The following is a 19,274-nucleotide window of genomic DNA, read 5'->3' on the forward strand; positions in this document are numbered from 1 at the left end:
CACTATGTGCTCCCCATGCGACGTCATCATGAAATCGGAGAATTCTTTTGATGAGAATTACTAAATATGTTCTGGGCCTGGATGGTGCTAACCGTTTTGACTCGTTCTATTCTGTGGGCGCTCCCGCACAGGGGTTTGTCCGTTACTCCGCGGTGGACAACCGCGATAACCACGTCACCGATGAAGAGTTTGACGTAGAGTTTTTCCGTAGTCGTTGGCATTGTGACCCTAACCCCGCTGAGAAGGGGTGTATGCTCAGCCACGTGAAGATGTGGCGTGACTTCGTCGCTAGTGACGCTGATTGGGCGCTGATTGCTGAAGACGACATCCTTATTTCTCCTGACGCTGAGGCGGTGGTGAACGCAATTATCACGAAGTACCCGCAGGTACAACTGGTGAACCTTTGTGATTCTTTTGCGAATGACGCTGGCAAATTGAATCCGCACGTGGAGTATATTCGCTTGTCGTTGTTGTCTCCCTTCGTATACGGCAAGTACCGTATGGGTAAGCCGTACGGTAGCTGGCCTTTGGTTTGTACTGGCCTGTATCTGATTTCCCGATCGGGTGCTGAGCTGTTGCTCAAGCAGTTCGAGAGTAAGGTTCCGGGTACTGTGGCTGATGACTATAAGCTGTACCAGCAGTGGGGCGTGGATGTGCGTTTTGTGCAGCCTGGTCTGTGCGGCTGGGAGGGTAGTAGCGTTATTCTGGAATCCGGTAAGCGTCATCTGGATAAGGTGAATAGTCTCCAACACGGTACTGGCCCTCTTGACCGTTTGCGTATTGCTTTGGCGCCTAAGAAGCGTATTACAAATGCTAAGAATGCTCTGGAAGCCACTTTTGATGAGGTGAAGCACCGCCTGGGTAAGGCGGAGTAAAGGGGAAATTCATGGCAAAAATTCTGAAATACGTTCTGGGACTGGACGGCGCTAACCGGTTTGATTCTTTCTTCTCGGTGGGGGCACCTGCTCAAGATTTCCAGCGTTATTCTGCGGTGGATAACCGTGATGATCACCTCACTGATGCACAATTCGATAGCAAGCTGTTCTTGACTCGTTACGGTAAAGAGCCGAGGCCTGCCGAAAAGGGTTGCGCTTTGAGCCACTACCACATGTGGAAGGACTTCCTCGCTTCAGATGCCGACTGGGCTTTGCTAGCAGAGGACGATGTCCTCATTTCCCCTGACCTGCAGCCTGTAGTGGAGAGGATTATCGAAAAGTATCCTCACGTGCAGATGGTTAACCTGGGCGATATCTACGCTTCTGAAGCTGGCAAGCTCAACCCGCAGGTTGATTATCCCCGTCTTTCGTTGCTTGCTCCTTTTGTGTACGGCAAGTACCGTATGGGTCGTGCCTATGGTTCAAAGCCTCTGTATGGTGCTGCCTTGTATCTTCTTTCGCGTTCTGGGGCTGAACGACTCGTAGAATGTTATGGCGAGACGGTTCCCGGCGTTGTCGCTGACGATTATTCTCTCTACCGAGAATGGGGAGTAGACGTATATTTGGTGCAGCCCGGTCTATGCGGTTGGGAAGGTACTAGCCTCATTCAAACTTCTGGCGTTCGTCACTTGGAAAGTCTCAAGAGCACGCAGTATGGTACCGGTTTTATCGACCGGTTGCGCATCGCCCTGGCGCCGAGGAAGCGTTTGCAGAATGCAAAGAATGTCCTGGAGGCAACTTTTGAGGATTTGAAGCGGCACCTGGGACGGTAACCCAGAGACGGAATGGGCTACTGCTATCACATAAAAATTGATATGTGGGGCTTCTGCCTGACTTTTACCCCCTCCCTATCGCACACACGATAGGGAGGGGGTACTCGTTTGTTAGGCACCAGTAGAGCTGCAACATATGGCGTCTTATTCTTGGAACATCTGAGATTGGTGCATGTTGTATTCAGCATTGGGCGCGGATGTGCGCTACGCGTAGCCCAATCTGCGCGGCTGGGAATAATCCCGCGCCTCATCACCGACCTCAAATATTCGCCATATTGAAACGCCGTCTAAGGTCTATAGACGAACAATATCGTTGATTTCCCGCGTGTCCTGCTGGCTCTGAAGGTACGTACGGCCATAGCTAAGACCGCTTGGTTGTCTACCGTTGAAGATGTGAAGCACCGCCTGGCACGGTAACCTGGAAGGTAGCACCCTCCACCTAACCGAAGGAATACTGTGAACAATCTGCCCCTGCTCGGACCGGCCGAGATTCGCGAGCTCGCTGAGAGCCTCGACATTCGACCCACGAAGACTCTTGGGCAGAACTTTGTGATTGACCCCAATACGATTCGTCGTATTGTCAATGCCGCGGAGATTTCATCTGAGGAGACGGTGCTGGAGGTCGGCCCGGGTCTGGGCTCGTTGACCCTCGGTATTCTGGACGCGGCGAAGGACATGGTCGCGGTGGAGATCGATCCGCCGCTGGCTCGGCAACTCCCGCACACCATTGAGAAGTTCCGTCCCGAGAAGGCGGGTGATATCGATGTGGTGCTGATGGATGCGCTGAAGGTGACCGAGCTTCCCCGCACCCCGGCCGCCCTGGTAGCGAACCTGCCCTACAACGTGGCGGTGCCGGTGCTCCTGCACCTGTTCGGGCAGTTCCCGAGCATCCGTCACGCGCTGGTGATGGTTCAGGACGAGGTTGCCGACCGTCTTTCGGCGACTCCGGGTTCGAAGATTTACGGTGTTCCCTCGGTCAAGGCCAATTGGTACGCCGAGGTGTACAAGGCGGGTGTTATCGGCAAGAATGTGTTCTGGCCGGCCCCGAAGATTAACTCCGGTTTGGTGGGCTTCCGCATGCGCGAGGAGCCTCTCTCAACCGTGGACCGTGACCTGGTGTTCACGATTATCGATGCGGCCTTCGCCCAGCGCCGTAAGACCCTGCGCGCTGCGTTGAGCTCCTGGGCGGGCTCGGGTGCGCGTGCGGAGCAGATTTTGGTGGCTGCCGGTATCGCCCCGACCGAGCGCGGTGAGAAGCTGGACATCCACGGCTTTATCCGTATCGCGGAGGCTTCGCTGACCGTCCCGGCTGAGCCTGCCGCAGAGTAGTTTCCTCCTGCACCGAATTTTTCATTGATGTTCTTAAGCGAGTTTCCGCGCGAAAGGTGTATGCGTTGATGAGTACCGCCTCCCAGACTGCTATTTCGGTTGATGCCCCCGGAAAGGTAAACCTGTACCTTGCTGTGGGGGACGTTCGCCCGGACGGCTACCATCCGCTGACCACGCTTTTTGCTGCGGTTTCTCTGACCGAGACCGTCACCGTCTCTGAAGGGCAGACTCAGGGCCTGAGCCTGAGCATGGATATTGTGCCCGGTTCCCTGGTGGATCAGCAGATGCAGGCTGGCCAGTTCGATCCCGCCGACGTGCCGATGGACGAGCGGAACCTCGTATACCGTGCCGCCGAGCTGATTCTTGCCGAACACGGTATTTCTGGGCACGGCGTTGAATCCGCGCCGGCGCTGCACCTGCACATTGCGAAGGCTGTACCCGTGGCCGGTGGCATGGCGGGCGGTTCAGCGGACGCGGCTGCCGCCCTCATTGCTACGGACCGCTATCTGCACGCAACCGGCCGCACCGGTGCGCTCCTGACCCAGACGGATTATGAACGTCTTGCCGCGCAACTGGGCGCCGATATTCCCTTTAGCGTGCGTGCCGCGCTCGGGCAGGCCCTCGCACTGGGGCAGGGGACCGGTACCGAGCTGCAGAATATTGCGGCGCCTCGGGAACCTCTGCACCTGGTGATTGTTGCCGCGCAGTTTGGCCTCTCCACCCCCAGCGTATTCAAGCAGCTGGACGCGGGCCGTGCCGCCGGTGAGTATCCCGCCTCCGGCGAGCTGGTGGAACCCCTAGAGCTTCTGGAAGCCCTGAACTCTTATGACGGTTCGGAGGCGGCGCTCGCCTCCCTAGCGGCCCTGTTGCGTAACGACCTGCAGGCACCCGCAGTCTCGTGCGCCCCGCAGCTGGCTGAAACCCTGGCCCTGCGCAATGACGGGGCAGTGCACGCATCTCTGGTGTCTGGCTCCGGTCCGACCGTGCTGCTACTGGCCTCTTCTCAAGCACGAGCAGAGGCTCTCGCTACCTCTCTCCGTGTTGAGGGCCACCACGCCGTAGCTGCCGAAGTTACTAGTGCGTAGCTCATATATCTGTCACACTAGATAACGATTTATCACTCACTGACTTCTATTATTCTCTGGCGGAAAGGGAGAATCTTATGAAGGTTAAAAATATTGTTATCGCCCAGGACCGTTTTAGCCTTCTTGGCGGTATTACGACCGTTAACAGGATCCTGGGCAGGGCCTTTAAAGAAGCCGGGTACAACGTTAGCTATCTGGCGCTCTACGACAATACGGGAGATAACCCTGACGCTGTGACCCCGGATTTTGTGATCCGCGCCGGTTCGCTTGTCTCGAAGACCACCCATAATAAGCTGGTGTACAACAACCCCGGACCGCTGGGTGCCGTGCTGGCGGCTAAGAAGGCATTTACCGTCCTGTGGGACCGCTATAACGCAGTGCGCACCCGCCGTTACCTGCAGTCGCTGGGCAAAGATACCGTTGTTCTGACCTCGATGACCGACATTGCTGAGTATCTGGTGGACTATGCGCGACAGGGGCGGAAGCAGGGGATCGGGTATCTCTACGAATTCCACAGCGCTTTCGACAGCTTTCACCGCACAACTCGTGAAAAGACCCTTAAGGATATTGGGCGCTACTACGACTCCTTCATCGCGCTTTCTGAAGGAGACGCGCGCCTCTTTGCTGAATGGCTGAACCGCCCGGTTGACGCTGTCTTTAACCCTAACGTTTATATCACCCCTGAGATTCAGCAGAAGATTATGGGCATAGCTCAGCAGAAGAAGCCAGTTATTCAGTATATTGGCCGCTATGGGGCTGAGAAGGGTCTCATGCGCATTCTGGAGAGCTTCATTGCGTGTGCGCCGGAGTTCCCTGAATGGACTTTGAAGCTCAACGGCAGCGGAAATGACGAGACTGAGCGTCAGATGCATGAACTTCTCGAGACCCTTGAACCTGCCCTCGCCGAGCGTATCGTGGTGGGTGGACCCCTGAGCTCCGAGCAGGTGCTTGAAGCCTATGCTGAAGCATCATTGACCATTTGTGCCTCTGATTTTGAGGGTGGCCCCATGTCTTTGCAAGAGGGCATGCGCGTTGGTACGCCTTTGGTTTCTTATCCCTCCAGCTATCTATTGTTGGACTATTTGCCTGAATTCGGCTATCTCGCTGAAGAACGTAGCGTTGAGGCGCTGACGAAGCAGCTACGCCTGGCTATAGGTGATGATGAATTGAGAGCTAAAAAATCTGCTTTGTGTGTTGAGAAGTCCTCTATTTTCTCTCCCGAATATATTGTTCAGTGTTGGGAGAAGGTTTTTGGCTCTATCCACCGTTAGCTGTAAGCACCGAGGAATGCTTATATAGAAGAATGCCGGTTCTAGATTTAATCTAGAACCGGCATTCTTCTATATCCTCTGCAGGCTAACCATTAGAGGTGCATCGAAAGATACGTTATTATCCCATGAGCTGACGTTCCGGGACCGCATGGAAACGGTATTGGAGCATCCCCTTGAGAGCGCCTAGGTTTGCACCGGCTTCTCGTGCACCCACCAAACGAGTAGCAGGGAAGAGTAGCAGCGGTAGGGACTTCGCCAGGGCAATAACCGAGTACTTGATGCTCGGGCCGGTCATACCCCGGTCCTTGAAACGAGCCCAGAGGAGCATGCGGTAGTGCTGGTAGTTACGTTGCTGACGGAAAATCTGCTTTGGGGTGGAGCGAAGACGGTAGCGTACCAGCGAGGCGTAGGTCTTATAGAAGGGCACGCCGCTTAGGCTCACGCGCCAGGAGAAATCAGTCTCTTCGGACCCCGCGATGTAGCTACAATCCATGCCGCCGTTACGTATGTATACATCGCGCGGGACGGAGAAATTGCAACCGGTAATTGAGGGCAGGAAACCCGCGAAGGGAGGTACCTGGTCTTCGGTCTCCACGAGGGAGCTGTTCTCTAAGACCTTCTCGTCAGAATCGAGGGGCACGCCGTAGGCTTTGAGCACCTCAGTGGGATTGGTATTGTGCAGGTTAGCTCCCGAAACGAGCGCGGGGCTGTGCCTGTCGTGTACCGCTAGGTGGCCTTCCAACCATCCGGTTTCCACGTAGTCGTCCGAGTCACAGTAGACAAGAATCTTGCCTCGGGCTTCCAACGCACCAACGTTACGGGCATTAGCGGGGCCCTTAATGTTGCTGGAATCTACCCAACGCAACGGGTAGGGGGCGTTGAACCTCTCTACCAGTGCGCGGGTATTATCAGTGCTACCGTTGTCGCTGACCAGCACCTCGAAAGAGCGGCTAGTTTGCTGTTCAGCCAGGGCTTGTAGCTGCTTTTCAATGAATGCGGCGCCGTTGTAGACAGGAATCACGACGGAGGCTTCGTACGCGTACTGTTCGCTCATGTTATTCACCGAGTTCCCTGACGCGGCGGGCGGGGACACCGGCGTACAGGCCATTCGGCTCGCAGTCGGAGACCACCACAGCACCTGCGGCAATCATGCATCCCGCGCCGATGGTGACGCCAGCAATGACGGACACGTTCTGGCCGAGCCAGGAACCGTCACCAATCACGATGGGAGCCTCAACATTTTTTCCTGCACGCTGGCGTGAGGGGCCCATCTCGTGGCTTGCGGTGCATAGGGTGACGCGCGGGCCCAGGTAGACGCGGTCGCCTATCTGGACTGCGCAGTCGATAAAGATATCACGGTTGATCCAGCAACCGGAGCCAATCCGAGCCCCTGGAAGAATCTCGGCGGTGGGGCACACGTAGGTGCTATCACCAATGGAGACACCGGCGGCGCGGAGTTTTTCGATGCGTGCCGCGCGGCGCTTAGTCTTCTGCTTCAGAAAATGCTGATGCTTGAGCTGTTTGAGAGTGTTGAGCATGAATACCTTCATAAGGGTGGGCAGGGAAAAATGCTCCCTATAAGTATTAAAGGTTACTATCTAATGGTAGCGGGATATCGCCCCGACGAGGCGATATCCCGCAGAAGTAGATAAGAAACCCACTGTTATATATAGCACATAAAGTAGACGTTAGCCCAGTATCTCGGAGAGCTCGAGCCAGCGCATTTCTAGCTCGTCAATCTCGTTCTGAAGCGCCTGCTGTTGCTCACCGAGTGCCGCCAAACCGGCGTAGTCCGAGGCGTCGTGGGCGCTCATCTGTTCGGAGAGCTTCTCCTGCTCCGTGGCGAGCTTCGCCAGGCGGCGCTCAATCGCGCCAGATTCCTTCTGCGCCGCACGCTGCTCGGCACCAGAAACCTTCGGCTTAGCGGATGCTTCAGCCTCCTGCGCTGAAGCTTTCTGCGTCGGGGAGGCGGAACGCGCCTGCGCGGAACCTGCCGCGGAGCCACCAGCACCTGCCGCCGAGAGCGCCAGATACTCGTCCACACCACCGGGCAGATGTCGGAATGAACCGTCAATCACGGCGTACTGATGATCGGTCACGCGCTCCATGAGGTAACGGTCGTGGCTGACCACCAGCAGGGTACCCGGCCAGGTGTCCAGCAGATCCTCCATCGCGGCGAGCATATCGGTATCCAGGTCGTTGGACGGCTCGTCGAGAATCAGCACGTTCGGTTCATCCAGCAGAATCAGCATGAGCTGCAGGCGACGCTTCTGGCCACCCGAAAGGTCCTTGACCGGGGTAGACAGCTGCGCACTGGTAAAGCCCAGACGCTCCAGCATCTGCGAGGGGGACAGCTCCTTGCCGTCTGCAATGTAGCTACGCTTCTTGCGGCCAATCACATCCGAGACACGGTCGTTAGCGACCTCGTTGAGCTCGTCGAGCTGCTGGGTCAGGGTCGCGATCTTCACGGTCTTACCGTGCTTGACGCGGCCCTCGGTCGGCTTCAGGTCGCCGGTCACCAGCGACAGCAGAGTCGACTTACCCGCGCCGTTCACGCCCAGGATGCCGGTGCGCTCGCCGGGAGCAATACGCCAGGTGACCTTCTTCAGCACGGGGCGCTTGCCGTCGGGCATCGAGGGGTCGTCGTAGACGACGGAGACATTTTCGAGGTCGACCACGTCCTTGCCGAGGCGGGAGACTGCCATCTTCTTCAGCTCCACGGTGTCACGCACCGGCGGGACATCCGCAATGAGGGCGTTGGCGGCATCAATGCGGAACTTCGGCTTAGAGGTACGCGCGGGCGCACCGCGGCGCAGCCAGGCGAGCTCCTTGCGCATCAGGTTCTGACGCTTCGCCTCCGCTGCGGCTGCCTGGCGGTCACGCTCCACACGCTGCAGAATATACGCCGCGTAGCCGCCCTCGAAGGGTTCGACGATGCGGTCGTGCACTTCCCAGGTGTCGGTACAGATTTCGTCGAGGAACCAGCGGTCGTGGGTGACGACCATGAGTCCGCCAGCATTCTTGGACCAGCGGGACTTCAGGTGGTTAGCGAGCCAGGTGATGGCTTCAACATCCAGGTGGTTGGTGGGCTCGTCGAGCATGAGCACGTCCCACTCCTGCGCGAGCAGGGAGGCGAGCGCTACGCGTCGACGCTGACCGCCAGAGAGCGAAGAGACGGGTGCATCCCAGGGCAGATCGGAAACCAGGCCCGAGATGACGTCGCGGATACGGGGTTGCGAGGCCCACTCGTACTCGGGGGTGTCGCCCACAATCGCGTAGCCAACCGTGTGGTCGTCGTCAAGAACATCGGACTGGTCAAGGTAGCCGATGCGGGTGCCGCCGCGCACGGTGACGCGGCCGGAGTCCGGTTCGAGCCGGCCAGCAAGGATCTTCATGAGGGTGGACTTGCCGTCGCCGTTGCGACCGACAATGCCGATGCGGTCGCCTTCGTTCAGACCGACCGTGATGCCCTCAAAGATGGTTCGGGTAGGGAATTCGAGGTGCAGCGATTCGCCGCCAAGTAGATGTGCCACGCCTTCTAGGGTACAGGGTGAGCCTTCAGTTCAAGTAGCGCTCCAAGCTTTGATGAGGGGGTACTTGGCGGTGCTGAGAAAAGCTGTGGGGATTGCGGGGTGCGCGGCTAAGTTGAGCACAGATATTTGATAAACTGAGGAAAGCATTTCCTGCATTGCGCTGTTCTGTGCCCAAAATGGCGGTCAATGACAATGGGGGCCCGTAGCTGGGAACTCATATGAATGTATGGATAATCCGCCATGGTGTAATGGCAGCACAGCGGCCTTTGGAGCCGTTTGTCTAGGTTCGAGTCCTAGTGGCGGAGCGTAAGCACTCAACGGCACCGTTGATAGAGAGTTGGCGGTCCGCGCTCACTCCTCACTCTTACAACCTCGTCTAAGGAGTCTTCCCAGTGAACACTGAACTGGCACCCTCTGCAGTGATCGTTCTCGCCGCAGGCGCTGGTACGCGCATGAAGTCCGCGACCCCCAAGGTCATGCACGGCATTGGTGGTCGTTCCATGGTTGAGCACGCTGTCGCTGCTGCACGCAATCTGAACCCTGCGCGCCTCGCTGTTGTGGTACGCCACCAGCGCGATAAGGTCGCTGAGCATGTGCTTGCGTTTGACCCTGAGGTAACCATCGTTGATCAGGATGAGATTCCGGGTACCGGCCGCGCTGTTGAGGTCGGTCTGAACGCTCTGGATGCGCAGGCACCCGTCTCTGGCACCGTCCTGGTGACCTACGGCGATGTTCCTCTGCTGCGCCCCGAGACTCTGCGCGAACTGATTGCCTTCCACGAGGAAGACAAGAACTCCGTAACCGTCCTGACCACCCACATTGATGAGCCCGGCGCCTACGGTCGTATTGTCCGTAACCAGGCTGGCGAAGTGACCGCTATTGTTGAGGCGAAGGACGCTTCCCCCGAAGAGCTCGAAATTACCGAGATCAACTCCGGTATTTACGCTTTTGACGCCGCTGTTCTGCGTGAGGCACTGCTCGAGGTGACCACCAACAACGCACAGGGCGAGAAGTACATTACCGATGTGCTGTCCATTGCCCGTTCGAAGGGCCACCGTACCTCCGCTCTGGCTATTGAGGACCGCTGGGAGGTTGAAGGCGCTAACGACCGCGTGCAGCTGGCTCAGCTGGGCCGTATGCTCAACAACCGTATCCTTGAGGCACACATGCGCAACGGCGTGACCATCGTTGATCCGCAGAACACCTGGATTGACGTTACCGTCACCATTGAGAACGATGTGACCCTGCTACCCGGCGTACAACTGCATGGCTCCACCACCGTTGCTACCGGTGCCACCATTGGCCCGGACACCACCCTGACCGATATGACCGTTGAGGCTGACGCTACTGTCATCCGCGCTCACGGTTTCGGTGCTGTCATCGGCGAAGGTGCAACTGTTGGACCCTTCGCATACCTGCGCCCCGGTACCGCCCTGGGCAAGGGCGCTAAGCTTGGCACTTTCTGCGAGGCTAAGAACTCGCAGATTGGTGATGGTGCCAAGGTCCCGCACCTGTCCTACGTTGGTGACGCCACCATCGGTGAAGGCGCAAACATTGGTGCAGGCTCTATTTTTGCGAACTATAACGGTCTGGTGAAGAACCGCTCCGTTATTGGAGCACATGCCCGCATGGGATCCGCGGGTATTTACGTCGCACCTGTTACCGTTGGTGACGGTGCCTACTCTGGCGCGGGCGCGCTCATCCGTAAGGATGTTCCTGCGGGCGCCCTCGCCTACTCTGAGACTTCCCAGCGCACCATCGAAGGCTGGGTCCTGAAGAACCGTGCTGGTACCGAACCCGCCGAAGCCGCCAAGGCTGCTGGCGCTCAGGAACCGGCAGAATCCTAATTCGAGGAAAGAACAACACCATGAGTAGCGAGATTACCAACCCCGGTGAGCGCAAGCTTGTAGTGGTCTCCGGTCGAGCACACCCCAAGCTTGCCGAGGAGATCGCACAGGCTCTTGACCACGACCTGCTGCCCACCTCCGCATACACCTTCGCCAATGGCGAGACCTACGTCCGTTTTGAGGAGTCGGTGCGCGGTGCGGACGCTTTCGTGATTCAGTCGCACCCGGCACCCATCAACGAATGGCTCATGGAGCAGCTCATTATGATTGATGCACTTAAGCGTGCATCTGCTCGCTCTATTACCGTGGTGTCTCCTTTCTACCCCTATGCTCGTCAGGACAAGAAGCACAAGGGTCGTGAGCCTATCTCGGCACGTCTGATTTCGGACCTGTACAAGACTGCAGGTGCTGACCGCCTAATGTGCGTGGACCTGCACACTTCGCAGATTCAGGGCTTCTTCGACGGTCCGCTGGATCACCTCTTCGCGATTCCGGTTCTGGCTAAGCACATCCGTGAGCGCGTGGATGACCTGTCCAACGTGACCGTTGTGTCCCCGGATACCGGTCGTGTGCGTGTGGCTGAGCACTGGGCTGATCTGCTGGGCGGCGCGCCTCTGGCGTTCGTGCACAAGACCCGCGACATTAACGTCCCCAACCAGGCTGTTTCTAAGACTGTTGTGGGTAACATTGAGGGTCGTACCTGCGTGCTGATTGATGACATGATTGACACCGGCGGCACCATTGCTGGTGCGGTGAAGGTTCTCATGGATAAGGGAGCGAAGGAAGTTATCATTGCGGCAACTCACCCGGTTCTTTCCGATCCGGCTGCTGAGCGTCTGTCCCAGTGCGGTGCCGTGGAGGTCGTTGTGACCAACACCCTGCCCGTGCCGGAAGATAAGCAGTTCGATAACCTGACTATTCTCTCCATCGCTCCGTTGATTGCTCGTGCTATTCGCGAGGTCTTCGATGAGGGCTCTGTGACCGAGATTTTCGAGCACTAAGCTTCTAAAGCCTAAAGAAAGTCCCCCGCTGACCGTTAGGTCGGTGGGGGACTTTCTGTTGTATGAGGCTAAAGCTAACCCGGCAGGAATAGATATCTGTTCCTGCCGGGTTAGTGCTGTATTTAGCGCCGCGTGCTTAGCGGTGTGCCTGTGCGAGCCAGGGCAGAATCACACGCAGGGACTGTTCCACTTCATCCACTGCAACCTTTGCTGCTGCGGGGCCGCGACGGTAGGGGTCTTCCAACCTGTCGATATCGAGCGGGCGGGCACCGTAGGAGTGGAGGTAGGAAAGCGGCTCGGCGCGGCGCGCTTCCTCACGGATACGTGCGGTCTGCTTGAGCAACTTGATCTTGGAGTGGTGCTGGGGCCACTCGCGCACGATCCAGTCGGCGTGTACCTTCTCAGCGACCAGGATGATGGTGGCGTTCTCAATAATTTGCTCGTTGAGCTGGCGAGATGCGAAGCCCTCCGGGTTGTAGCCTCGCTTGATGAGCTCGTTAGCTACGTGTTCGTAGACGCCGTGGCCGACGAGGGCGCCGGTTCCTGCGCTGGAGAAGATCCACTTGTCTTCCAGACCGTACTCGGCGGCAAGGTGCTTGGAGATGACCTCGCCGGATGCGCTGCGGGCGATGTTGCCGGTGCAGACGAAGACAGCTTCGAAGGGGCCGTCGCCGCTCGTGCTGCCGGTACGGTTGAGGGTTTTGGGGGAGAGCTTGAACAGCGGGGTGCGCTCGCCTCGGGAGTCAGTAGCGGGGGAGGACTGTACGTTTCCTGCGCTCTGGTTGTTGGCTTCTTCGGGGTCGGCGAGCTCTTCGGCATCGACCGTGGGCGCGTTGTGGTGGCCCACGCGGATGATGCTGGGGCCGGTGGTCTTGCCGTCTACGTCGAGGATGTCGCCGGGGGTGGCCTCGATGTTGGTGTGGGTGAGGGGCTGTGCGGAGACGGTTGCAGTGCCGTCGGCACTGAGCTCTTCCTCGGGAGTGACTTCCTGGCTGGCTACCTCGGCGGGGGAACGGACTTCGTAGTCTTCGATGGCTTCGCGGAGCGAACCGTCGGGGGTGATGGTACGGCTGGCTACCCCGCGGCGGTTCTTGCCCGCCAGTTCGGGGTTGCTCTTAATGAGGGAACGGACTCCGTCGGCAATATTTGCGGAGGAAGAAGCAACGGTCGCCGGGTGCTCCTCAGCGGTTTCTGCGGAGTTGGTTTTGTCCTCGGAGGAGCCCCACGCGTACTTGTCCTTGAGGGACTTAATGTTGAAGATGCCCATCAAAAAGCCTTTTCTAATTGACGTACCCAACAGTGAACAGGGAAGCCGGAAGTGTCGGGTTGGTTGAATGAATAGTATCTATCATACCGAGTTACTTGCACCTTCAGCGGTTCCTTTTCCTGTGTGTGGCGAATACCCATAAATGTCTTATGTTTTAGCTATGAAGTAGAGGTTCTTCTTTCGACTAAAGATGACCAAAAGTACAAGCTTGATGCCGAAAATGTTTAGAGGGTGCGTGCTAAAATTGGCGTGAAATGCTGGTCTTCTTCTCACTCAGGAGCCAGCGAGTACACCCACCAACGAGGACCAATGAAGAGTATTTATACTAAGCTTCGCCTGCTTTTCCCGGGACGAAGCTTTACGCTGCTTGTCTTTAACCTGATCGGCCTGTTCCTCCTATCTTTGATGGAGATGGTTGGTGTTGCTGCAATTCTTCCCATTGTGAATATTGCGATGGGTGCGGAACTTACCGGTTACCTGGCTGTACTTTCCGATATCTTCGGCAACCCTCAGCGTTCTGATTTGGTGGTCTATCTGGGTATCGTTCTGGTGCTCGCCTTTGTTATTAAAGGTATTGCTGCACTCCTCTTTAAGCGCTGGAGCCTGAAATTTACGGGTTACCAGCAGTTGGCGACGTCGACGACAATCCTCAATCATTACATGAAGGATAGCTACTTTAACCACAGGAAGTCTCAGCCTGAAGAAACCGCATTCCTGATTAGCACCTACGTGGTGTTTGCATACCGCGGTTTTGTGGGATCGATTATTAACTTTGTGGGCGATTTCCTGTCTATCATTGTGTTGCTCATCATGATTCTTTGCGTCATGCCGGTTCCGGCGCTGATTGCTTTCGCATACTTCGGCATCACCATTGCTGTCATGCAGTTCTTCTTGCGCCGCGGTAACGCGAAGTATGGTGAGATAACGGCACGTGCGGGTCGAGACGCTTTGCGCTTCCTCTTGGATGACATCAGGGGCTTCCGCGAAATTCGTATTACGAATGCACACAAGGCTGCTATCGAGCAGTACCGCGGGCCCGCAGCACGAAGCGTTAAAAGCGACGTTAACCTCTCGTTCCTGAATGACTTCCCCAAGTACTCCCTTGAAGTTATTTTCATTGTGGGTATCGCAGGTCTGTTGGCTCTGGTGACCGCAACTCAGGGTGCTGATGGTCTTCCTTTCCTCATGCTTTTCGCAACCGCATGTATCCGCATCCTTCCGAATGCGACCCGTATGATTGCTTCCCTGGGTGGTATTCGCGCGAACGAGTTCGCTAGTGAAGAGGTTGCTAAGGTTATTCGCTCGATGAGCCCGGAAGAGCAGCGTTTGCAGATGGTTGAGTTCAAGGATGAAATTGATCCGGCAACCATCATTAACTCGGGTATTGAGCCCGTGGATGTTCAGATCGATAACCTGGTCTACCGTTACCCGGACGGTGATAAGGACGTTCTCAAGGACATTCAGCTGGATGTGCCGGCTGGTACCTCGGTTGCTTTCGTGGGTGGTTCCGGCTCGGGTAAGACTACTCTGGTTGACTTGATTCTTGGTCTGTTGACCCCGACGAACGGTACGATCTCTAGCCAGGGTAAGGACATCCATACTGACCTGCATTCCTGGTACCAGAAGATTGGTTATGTCCCTCAGGACCCCTACCTGGGTAACGGCACGCTGCGTGAGGCAGTTGCCTTCGGTATCCCCGCAAAGCACATTGATGATGACCGTGTGATCTACTGCCTCGAGCTGGCGGAGCTGATGCCCGTCGTCGAGACCCTGGAAGACGGCATCAACACCTCGATTGGTGAGAATGGTAACCGCCTTTCCGGTGGTCAGCGTCAGCGTGTGGGTATTGCGCGTGCGATGTACCGCAACCCGAGCCTGTTGGTTATGGATGAGGCAACCAGTGCACTGGACAATGAGACTGAGCACAAGATTACTCAGACCATTAACCGCATCTCCAAGGAGATAACCGTGATTATTGTTGCTCACCGTCTTTCCACGGTGCGTAACGTTGATCAGCTGGTGTACCTCTCCCAGGGACGCATCGCGAATAAGGGAACTTTCAAGGAAGTTCAGGCTGCAAACGAAGAATTTGCGAACCTCGTTCGCCTGGGCCAGCTGCCCGACTAATTGTAACTATGGGGGTGATCGTATAGAGATATAGATACGGTCGCCCCCATATTTAGCCTTCTATAGCTTGTGTTTTCAGGCACCTCACTCAAAAGGACATATTGTGACTCATACCCCCCGCGTATCTGCGGTTATTCCTTTCTACGGCGAGCCGGAGCCGGTTCTTGCCATTATTGACACTCTGCGTGCTCAGCAGGGTGTTGACCCCGCCGATATTGAAATCGTCGTCTCGGATGACGTTTCGCCCACCCCCTTCCCCGAGGTTGAGGGCGTGACCGTGGTTCGCCGCCCTGTTAACGGTGGTTTCGGTAAAGCTGTGAACTCCGGTGTTGCTGCCGCGACCGGTGAATGGGTTTTCATCCTCAACAGCGACCTGGAACTGGATAACACCTTCGTCTCGCGCATGCTCGCAGCCGTGGAACGCCACGGCGAGGTGCTGGCTAGCCCGCAGATTATTGGCCACGACGGCAAGCAGCAGTGGGTCGCACGCAAGTTCCCCACCGCAGCGCATATTGCGTGGGAATGGTTCACTCCGCTGGCTCGTTTCAAGCCGACTAACTGGTGGCACCGCGGCGTTGGCCACGACGTTGAGGCATGCACCGGCACCTCGGACGCGAAGGTCGACTGGGTTATGGGCGCATGCATGGTCGTTCCTCGTGCGACCTTCAACCGCATTGGTGGCATGGATGAGCGTTTCTACATGAACAGCGAAGAGGTGGATTTCCAGTACCGCCTCTCGAACGCTGGTGTGGATCGTTACCTGATTCCTTCGGTAACCGTCACCCACGAGGGAGGCGGGTCTTCACCCTCCGAGCGCCGTGTACAGTGGCTGACCACTGCTCGTTTCATTTATGCGGATAAGTGGGGCTGGGAGAAGAAGCTTGCTGTTGCTCTGCGTGCTACCAGCTACGCGAACTTCCTGGTGAACTCGGTGCGCGGCCTGCGCAATAAGGATGTGGACGCTCGTGGATTCCTCGCCACCGAGCTGGATCGTATCGCCAAGGCAGAGCGCCGCGAGAACTAGGCGCGAAACGTGCGGAATCTACAGCGGTAGTTCCGCAAGATTTCTAGCACTCTTCATAAGAAGGCTCACATAGAACGTAGGAGGCGACACAGTGCACTCGAGTGTGTCGTCTCCTGCTTTCGTTGTAAAATTTCAATAGGTATGTTTTGCCTCTAAGTAGCAGGTGAAACTTTCCGTTCCTCTTCACTCCAACACATAGCACCGCACGGTTCTACCCTGCGGGTTCATATAGCAAACGCCGACAGGATTCAATCCTCATATGACTCAGCCCAAACTTCTACTGCTCTCACCCGCGTTCCACGGGTACTGGAAGGCAATTCAGGCATCCCTGGAAGTGCACGGATACGAAGTGCGCACCCACATTTACGATGCCCCGGGTACTCTGCCCGAGCGCATCCTCAACAAGCTTGCCCACGAACTGCCCGAGAAGTACCGCCCCGAAAGCTTCGCAGCGCAGGCAACCCGTAAGGCTATTGACGCTTTCAACGAATTCCGCCCCGATATTGTGCTGGTCATTAAGGGCGATATGCTCTCCCGCGAATGGTGGGACCTGCTGGAGACTTCCGGCGTTCGCTACGGCACCTGGCTCTACGACGAAATGCGCCGCATGAGCTACACCGAAGAGGACCTGCACCACCTGGGCGCGCTGGCAAGCTACAGCCCGCTGGATGCACAGCACCTGCGTGAGCAGGGCTTCGAGGTGCTCGACATGCCTAACGCCTACGACACCCACTGCCCGGTTGTCCCCATGCGCGAGGACTCCATCAACTTTGTCGGCGCTAAGTACCCCAACCGTGAGGAGACCCTGCAGGCGCTGGTCGCTGCCGGTCTGCCGGTGCGTGCCTACGGTCGTGCTTGGTCGCGTCACCCCTACGATATTCTGCGCACTAAGCAGTTCAAGGATTCCGGCGTGCCCGCAGGCCGCGATATTGACCGCTCTGAGGCGTATGGCATTATGGCGTCCTCCCCGGCAACGCTGAACATCCACAATAATCAGGATGGTTTCACCATGCGTACCTTTGAGGCTCCCGGTGTGGGCGCTCTGCAGGTGATTGACCGTGCTGATGTGGATCGCTACTACATCCCTGGCGAAGAGGTTCTGGTCTACGAGAGCATTGATGAGCTCATTGAGATCTGTACCCGTATTTTCCGTGAGCCGAAGTGGGCTCGTCAGATTCGTGAAGCCGGTCAGAAGCGTACTCTGGCTGAGCACACCTTCGATCAGCGTGTCAAGATTTTGGAGCAGCTATGGGCCTAACCTATCCCGTTGATATTGATGCATGGGCTGCCTGGCAGAAGCGTCAAAACACCCTGCGCTGGGCTAAGAGCGAGGCTCGCGCTCTTGTGGGACGTCTGCGCGCAGGCGCGGCTGAACAGGAAGGCCCCGTCGGCGGCGTGCTGTACACCCGCGGTGCCGTACCCCGCGTGCTCATCGTGCTCGATTCGTTCACGCCGACGAGCCGTAACTCCCTATTGGAGCCGCTCAAGTACCTCGAAAACGTGGGTGTGGCCCTGTGGGTCCCTGAGGACGCTTCGGAGTACCTCAACGGCCAGTACGCCACTGAACGTTACGACCGCGATGCCTGGAGCGAGCAGGAAGCGACAGGAGACCAGTTGCAGGAGCTCCTGCCCGGTGTGCGCGTAGTTCTCTCCCTGGGCCACTACCTGGCACGCGGTGCGGCAGCCTACGAGTTCTCTCGCGCGATTGGCGCTGAGTACTGGGTGGTTCAGCACGGCCTGCTGGTGCCTCAGGCGCCGCCGCTACCGGTCGGATGCACCCTGCTGGCTTTCAGCGAAGCTGACGCAGAATTTTGGGCATCGGGTCGCCGCGATGTCACCACTCACGCGGTGGGTTCGCAGCTGCTCTACCTCGCGGCGCAGAAGGCTGCCGGTGCTGAGGCACAGAAGCAGAACGACCTGGAACCGATCTTCCTGGGACAGATGCACGGTGCGGAACTGCCGCGCGCATCCTTCGCGTACGCTTCGCACTCCTTCTTGAAGAAGTTTGGTGGAACCTACCGCCCGCACCCGAGCGAGAAGGATAAGCTGTCGGTGCTGACCCACAAGCTGTGGGAGAAGGAAGGTATCCGCATTGACCGCTCCGGTACCCCGCTGAACGAGGTACCGAACCCGGTGGTGTCCATCTTCTCTACCGGCGTTCTGGAGGCTGCAATCCGCGGTATCCCGGCCTGGGTTTACCACCCGGCACCGCCGGCATGGCTGGTGGAATTTTGGGGCCGCTACGGCATGAACCAGTGGGGTCAGGAACCGACCCCGGCGCCTGTTCAGCCGAAGAAGGAACCGGCACAGCGTATCGCTGAACTAATGATTGAAACTTTGGAGGCATAATGCGTATTCTCTGCGTCATCCCCGTGCGCGGTGGCTCAAAGGGCATTCCGCGTAAGAACCTGCGCCCCATTGCGGGTAAGCCGCTGGTCGCATGGACCATCGAGCAGGCACTGGCTGCTAAGGAAGAAGTAGCTGGTGAGCACGAGCTACGTGTTGTCGTCTCCACCGACGATGCTGAACTGGCTGATATCGCCCGCGAGTACGGTGCTGAGGTGCCGTTCATGCGCCCGGCACACCTGGCTGAAGACACCACCGCAACCGAGCCGGTCATCGAGCACGCCATCGAGTTCTACACCGAAAACGGTTGGGAACCCGAGGCTGTCATGCTGCTGCAGGCAACCAGCCCGGTGCGTCTGCCCGGTACTCTGGCTCGTGCGGTCCGCCAGTTCGCGGAGAACGACAAGGACTCCATGGTCGGCGTGATCCCGATCGGTCCGTTCATTTGGACCTGGCACGCCGATGGGGAACCCACCGCAGCCTTCGAGATTATGCACCGTCCGCGCCGCCAGGAGCTGACCAAGGAAACCTTCCGCTACCGTGAGAACGGTTCGATGTACATCACCAAGACCCACGTGTACATGGACCACCACAACCGCCTGGCGGGCTACCCCGGCGGTACCATTGACTTGTTCATGCTGGACGAGGTCGAGGGCGTCGACATCGACGCACCGATTGACTTCTCCGTGGCAGAGCACCAGCTCACTCAGATCCTGTCCGAAGGCAAGTAACCTTC

The 19,274-nt window shown here is 57.4% G+C and carries 16 protein-coding genes and 1 tRNA gene; 13 read left to right on the top strand and 4 right to left on the bottom strand.

What is annotated here, in order from left to right:
- Window positions 1–50 precede the first annotated feature (50 nt).
- The 5 genes from HMPREF2928_RS04165 to HMPREF2928_RS04185 all read left to right on the top strand — a co-directional run bounded on the left by HMPREF2928_RS04165 (window position 51) and on the right by HMPREF2928_RS04185 (window position 5,393).
- Entirely contained in the window at window positions 51–875 is an 825-nt protein-coding gene (locus tag HMPREF2928_RS04165; RefSeq protein WP_236146153.1) for a glycosyltransferase family 25 protein, read from the top strand.
- Between the two features lie 11 nt (window positions 876–886).
- Window positions 887–1,708: a glycosyltransferase family 25 protein gene (locus tag HMPREF2928_RS04170; protein ID WP_070687444.1), complete on the top strand. Its 822-nt coding sequence runs from the start codon at window positions 887–889 to the stop codon at window positions 1,706–1,708.
- A gap of 456 nt (window positions 1,709–2,164) precedes the next feature.
- Window positions 2,165–3,037: a 16S rRNA (adenine(1518)-N(6)/adenine(1519)-N(6))-dimethyltransferase RsmA gene (gene rsmA, locus HMPREF2928_RS04175; RefSeq protein ID WP_070614637.1), complete on the top strand. Its 873-nt coding sequence runs from the start codon at window positions 2,165–2,167 to the stop codon at window positions 3,035–3,037.
- A 68-nt stretch (window positions 3,038–3,105) separates the two neighbouring features.
- Entirely contained in the window at window positions 3,106–4,122 is a 1,017-nt protein-coding gene (locus tag HMPREF2928_RS04180; RefSeq protein WP_070687445.1) for a 4-(cytidine 5'-diphospho)-2-C-methyl-D-erythritol kinase, read from the top strand.
- 77 nt (window positions 4,123–4,199) lie between these two features.
- The gene (locus tag HMPREF2928_RS04185; protein ID WP_070614635.1) at window positions 4,200–5,393 is read left to right on the top strand and encodes a glycosyltransferase; all 1,194 of its coding nucleotides are present in this window, start codon (window positions 4,200–4,202) and stop codon (window positions 5,391–5,393) included.
- Between the two features lie 118 nt (window positions 5,394–5,511).
- On the opposite strand, the gene HMPREF2928_RS04190 is transcribed toward HMPREF2928_RS04185, so the two are convergent.
- The 3 genes from HMPREF2928_RS04190 to HMPREF2928_RS04200 all read right to left on the bottom strand — a co-directional run bounded on the left by HMPREF2928_RS04190 (window position 5,512) and on the right by HMPREF2928_RS04200 (window position 8,926).
- Window positions 5,512–6,447, bottom strand: a complete 936-nt coding sequence (locus HMPREF2928_RS04190) for a glycosyltransferase family 2 protein (protein WP_070614633.1) — start codon at window positions 6,445–6,447, stop codon at window positions 5,512–5,514.
- 1 nt (window position 6,448) lies between these two features.
- On the bottom strand, window positions 6,449–6,931 hold the full coding sequence (locus HMPREF2928_RS04195) for an acyltransferase (RefSeq protein ID WP_070629036.1): 483 nt from the start codon (window positions 6,929–6,931) through the stop codon (window positions 6,449–6,451).
- Between the two features lie 150 nt (window positions 6,932–7,081).
- A complete protein-coding gene (locus HMPREF2928_RS04200; protein ID WP_070687446.1) occupies window positions 7,082–8,926 on the bottom strand; it encodes an ABC-F family ATP-binding cassette domain-containing protein in 1,845 nt (614 codons plus the stop codon).
- Between the two features lie 234 nt (window positions 8,927–9,160).
- Between HMPREF2928_RS04200 and HMPREF2928_RS04205 the strand changes: the two genes are divergently transcribed.
- From HMPREF2928_RS04205 to HMPREF2928_RS04215, 3 genes are all read left to right on the top strand, one after another.
- Window positions 9,161–9,231: transfer RNA gene (locus tag HMPREF2928_RS04205), tRNA-Gln, on the top strand.
- An 87-nt stretch (window positions 9,232–9,318) separates the two neighbouring features.
- The gene (glmU, locus tag HMPREF2928_RS04210; protein ID WP_070687447.1) at window positions 9,319–10,773 is read left to right on the top strand and encodes a bifunctional UDP-N-acetylglucosamine diphosphorylase/glucosamine-1-phosphate N-acetyltransferase GlmU; all 1,455 of its coding nucleotides are present in this window, start codon (window positions 9,319–9,321) and stop codon (window positions 10,771–10,773) included.
- Between the two features lie 20 nt (window positions 10,774–10,793).
- The gene (locus tag HMPREF2928_RS04215; protein WP_070616722.1) at window positions 10,794–11,774 is read left to right on the top strand and encodes a ribose-phosphate diphosphokinase; all 981 of its coding nucleotides are present in this window, start codon (window positions 10,794–10,796) and stop codon (window positions 11,772–11,774) included.
- Between the two features lie 136 nt (window positions 11,775–11,910).
- Here HMPREF2928_RS04215 and HMPREF2928_RS04220 read toward each other — a convergent pair whose 3' ends face one another.
- On the bottom strand, window positions 11,911–13,041 hold the full coding sequence (locus HMPREF2928_RS04220) for an arsenate reductase/protein-tyrosine-phosphatase family protein (protein ID WP_070687448.1): 1,131 nt from the start codon (window positions 13,039–13,041) through the stop codon (window positions 11,911–11,913).
- Window positions 13,042–13,350: 309 nt separating this feature from the next.
- Here HMPREF2928_RS04220 and HMPREF2928_RS04225 point away from each other — a divergent pair, with 309 nt between their 5' ends.
- The 5 genes from HMPREF2928_RS04225 to HMPREF2928_RS04245 all read left to right on the top strand — a co-directional run bounded on the left by HMPREF2928_RS04225 (window position 13,351) and on the right by HMPREF2928_RS04245 (window position 19,269).
- On the top strand, window positions 13,351–15,168 hold the full coding sequence (locus HMPREF2928_RS04225; RefSeq protein WP_070687449.1) for an ABC transporter ATP-binding protein: 1,818 nt from the start codon (window positions 13,351–13,353) through the stop codon (window positions 15,166–15,168).
- A 103-nt stretch (window positions 15,169–15,271) separates the two neighbouring features.
- On the top strand, window positions 15,272–16,192 hold the full coding sequence (locus HMPREF2928_RS04230) for a glycosyltransferase family 2 protein (RefSeq protein WP_070616729.1): 921 nt from the start codon (window positions 15,272–15,274) through the stop codon (window positions 16,190–16,192).
- A 259-nt stretch (window positions 16,193–16,451) separates the two neighbouring features.
- Window positions 16,452–17,450: a CgeB family protein gene (locus HMPREF2928_RS04235; RefSeq protein WP_049327938.1), complete on the top strand. Its 999-nt coding sequence runs from the start codon at window positions 16,452–16,454 to the stop codon at window positions 17,448–17,450.
- Window positions 17,441–18,541, top strand: coding sequence for an RNA-binding protein (locus HMPREF2928_RS04240; RefSeq protein WP_070687450.1), 1,101 nt, complete (start codon window positions 17,441–17,443; stop codon window positions 18,539–18,541). The genes HMPREF2928_RS04235 and HMPREF2928_RS04240 overlap by 10 nt, the downstream gene beginning before the upstream one ends.
- The gene (locus tag HMPREF2928_RS04245; RefSeq protein WP_070687451.1) at window positions 18,541–19,269 is read left to right on the top strand and encodes an acylneuraminate cytidylyltransferase family protein; all 729 of its coding nucleotides are present in this window, start codon (window positions 18,541–18,543) and stop codon (window positions 19,267–19,269) included. Before HMPREF2928_RS04240 ends, HMPREF2928_RS04245 begins: the two co-directional genes overlap by 1 nt.
- Window positions 19,270–19,274: the final 5 nt, after the last annotated feature.

Source organism: Rothia sp. HMSC072B04 (genome assembly GCF_001813725.1).
Lineage (GTDB): Bacteria > Actinomycetota > Actinomycetes > Actinomycetales > Micrococcaceae > Rothia > Rothia mucilaginosa.

What these genes read in the sequence shown, in the direction of transcription:
- HMPREF2928_RS04185 (WP_070614635.1), top strand. Translation starts at nt 4,200, where the DNA reads ATGAAGGTTAAAAATATTGTTATCGCCCAGGACCGTTTTAGCCTTCTT.
- HMPREF2928_RS04170 (WP_070687444.1), top strand. Translation starts at nt 887, where the DNA reads ATGGCAAAAATTCTGAAATACGTTCTGGGACTGGACGGCGCTAACCGG.
- HMPREF2928_RS04220 (WP_070687448.1), bottom strand. Translation starts at nt 13,041, where the DNA reads ATGGGCATCTTCAACATTAAGTCCCTCAAGGACAAGTACGCGTGGGGC.
- HMPREF2928_RS04180 (WP_070687445.1), top strand. Translation starts at nt 3,106, where the DNA reads ATGAGTACCGCCTCCCAGACTGCTATTTCGGTTGATGCCCCCGGAAAG.
- HMPREF2928_RS04165 (WP_236146153.1), top strand. Translation starts at nt 51, where the DNA reads ATGAGAATTACTAAATATGTTCTGGGCCTGGATGGTGCTAACCGTTTT.
- HMPREF2928_RS04240 (WP_070687450.1), top strand. Translation starts at nt 17,441, where the DNA reads ATGGGCCTAACCTATCCCGTTGATATTGATGCATGGGCTGCCTGGCAG.
- HMPREF2928_RS04195 (WP_070629036.1), bottom strand. Translation starts at nt 6,931, where the DNA reads ATGCTCAACACTCTCAAACAGCTCAAGCATCAGCATTTTCTGAAGCAG.
- HMPREF2928_RS04190 (WP_070614633.1), bottom strand. Translation starts at nt 6,447, where the DNA reads ATGAGCGAACAGTACGCGTACGAAGCCTCCGTCGTGATTCCTGTCTAC.
- HMPREF2928_RS04215 (WP_070616722.1), top strand. Translation starts at nt 10,794, where the DNA reads ATGAGTAGCGAGATTACCAACCCCGGTGAGCGCAAGCTTGTAGTGGTC.
- HMPREF2928_RS04235 (WP_049327938.1), top strand. Translation starts at nt 16,452, where the DNA reads ATGACTCAGCCCAAACTTCTACTGCTCTCACCCGCGTTCCACGGGTAC.
- HMPREF2928_RS04225 (WP_070687449.1), top strand. Translation starts at nt 13,351, where the DNA reads ATGAAGAGTATTTATACTAAGCTTCGCCTGCTTTTCCCGGGACGAAGC.
- HMPREF2928_RS04245 (WP_070687451.1), top strand. Translation starts at nt 18,541, where the DNA reads ATGCGTATTCTCTGCGTCATCCCCGTGCGCGGTGGCTCAAAGGGCATT.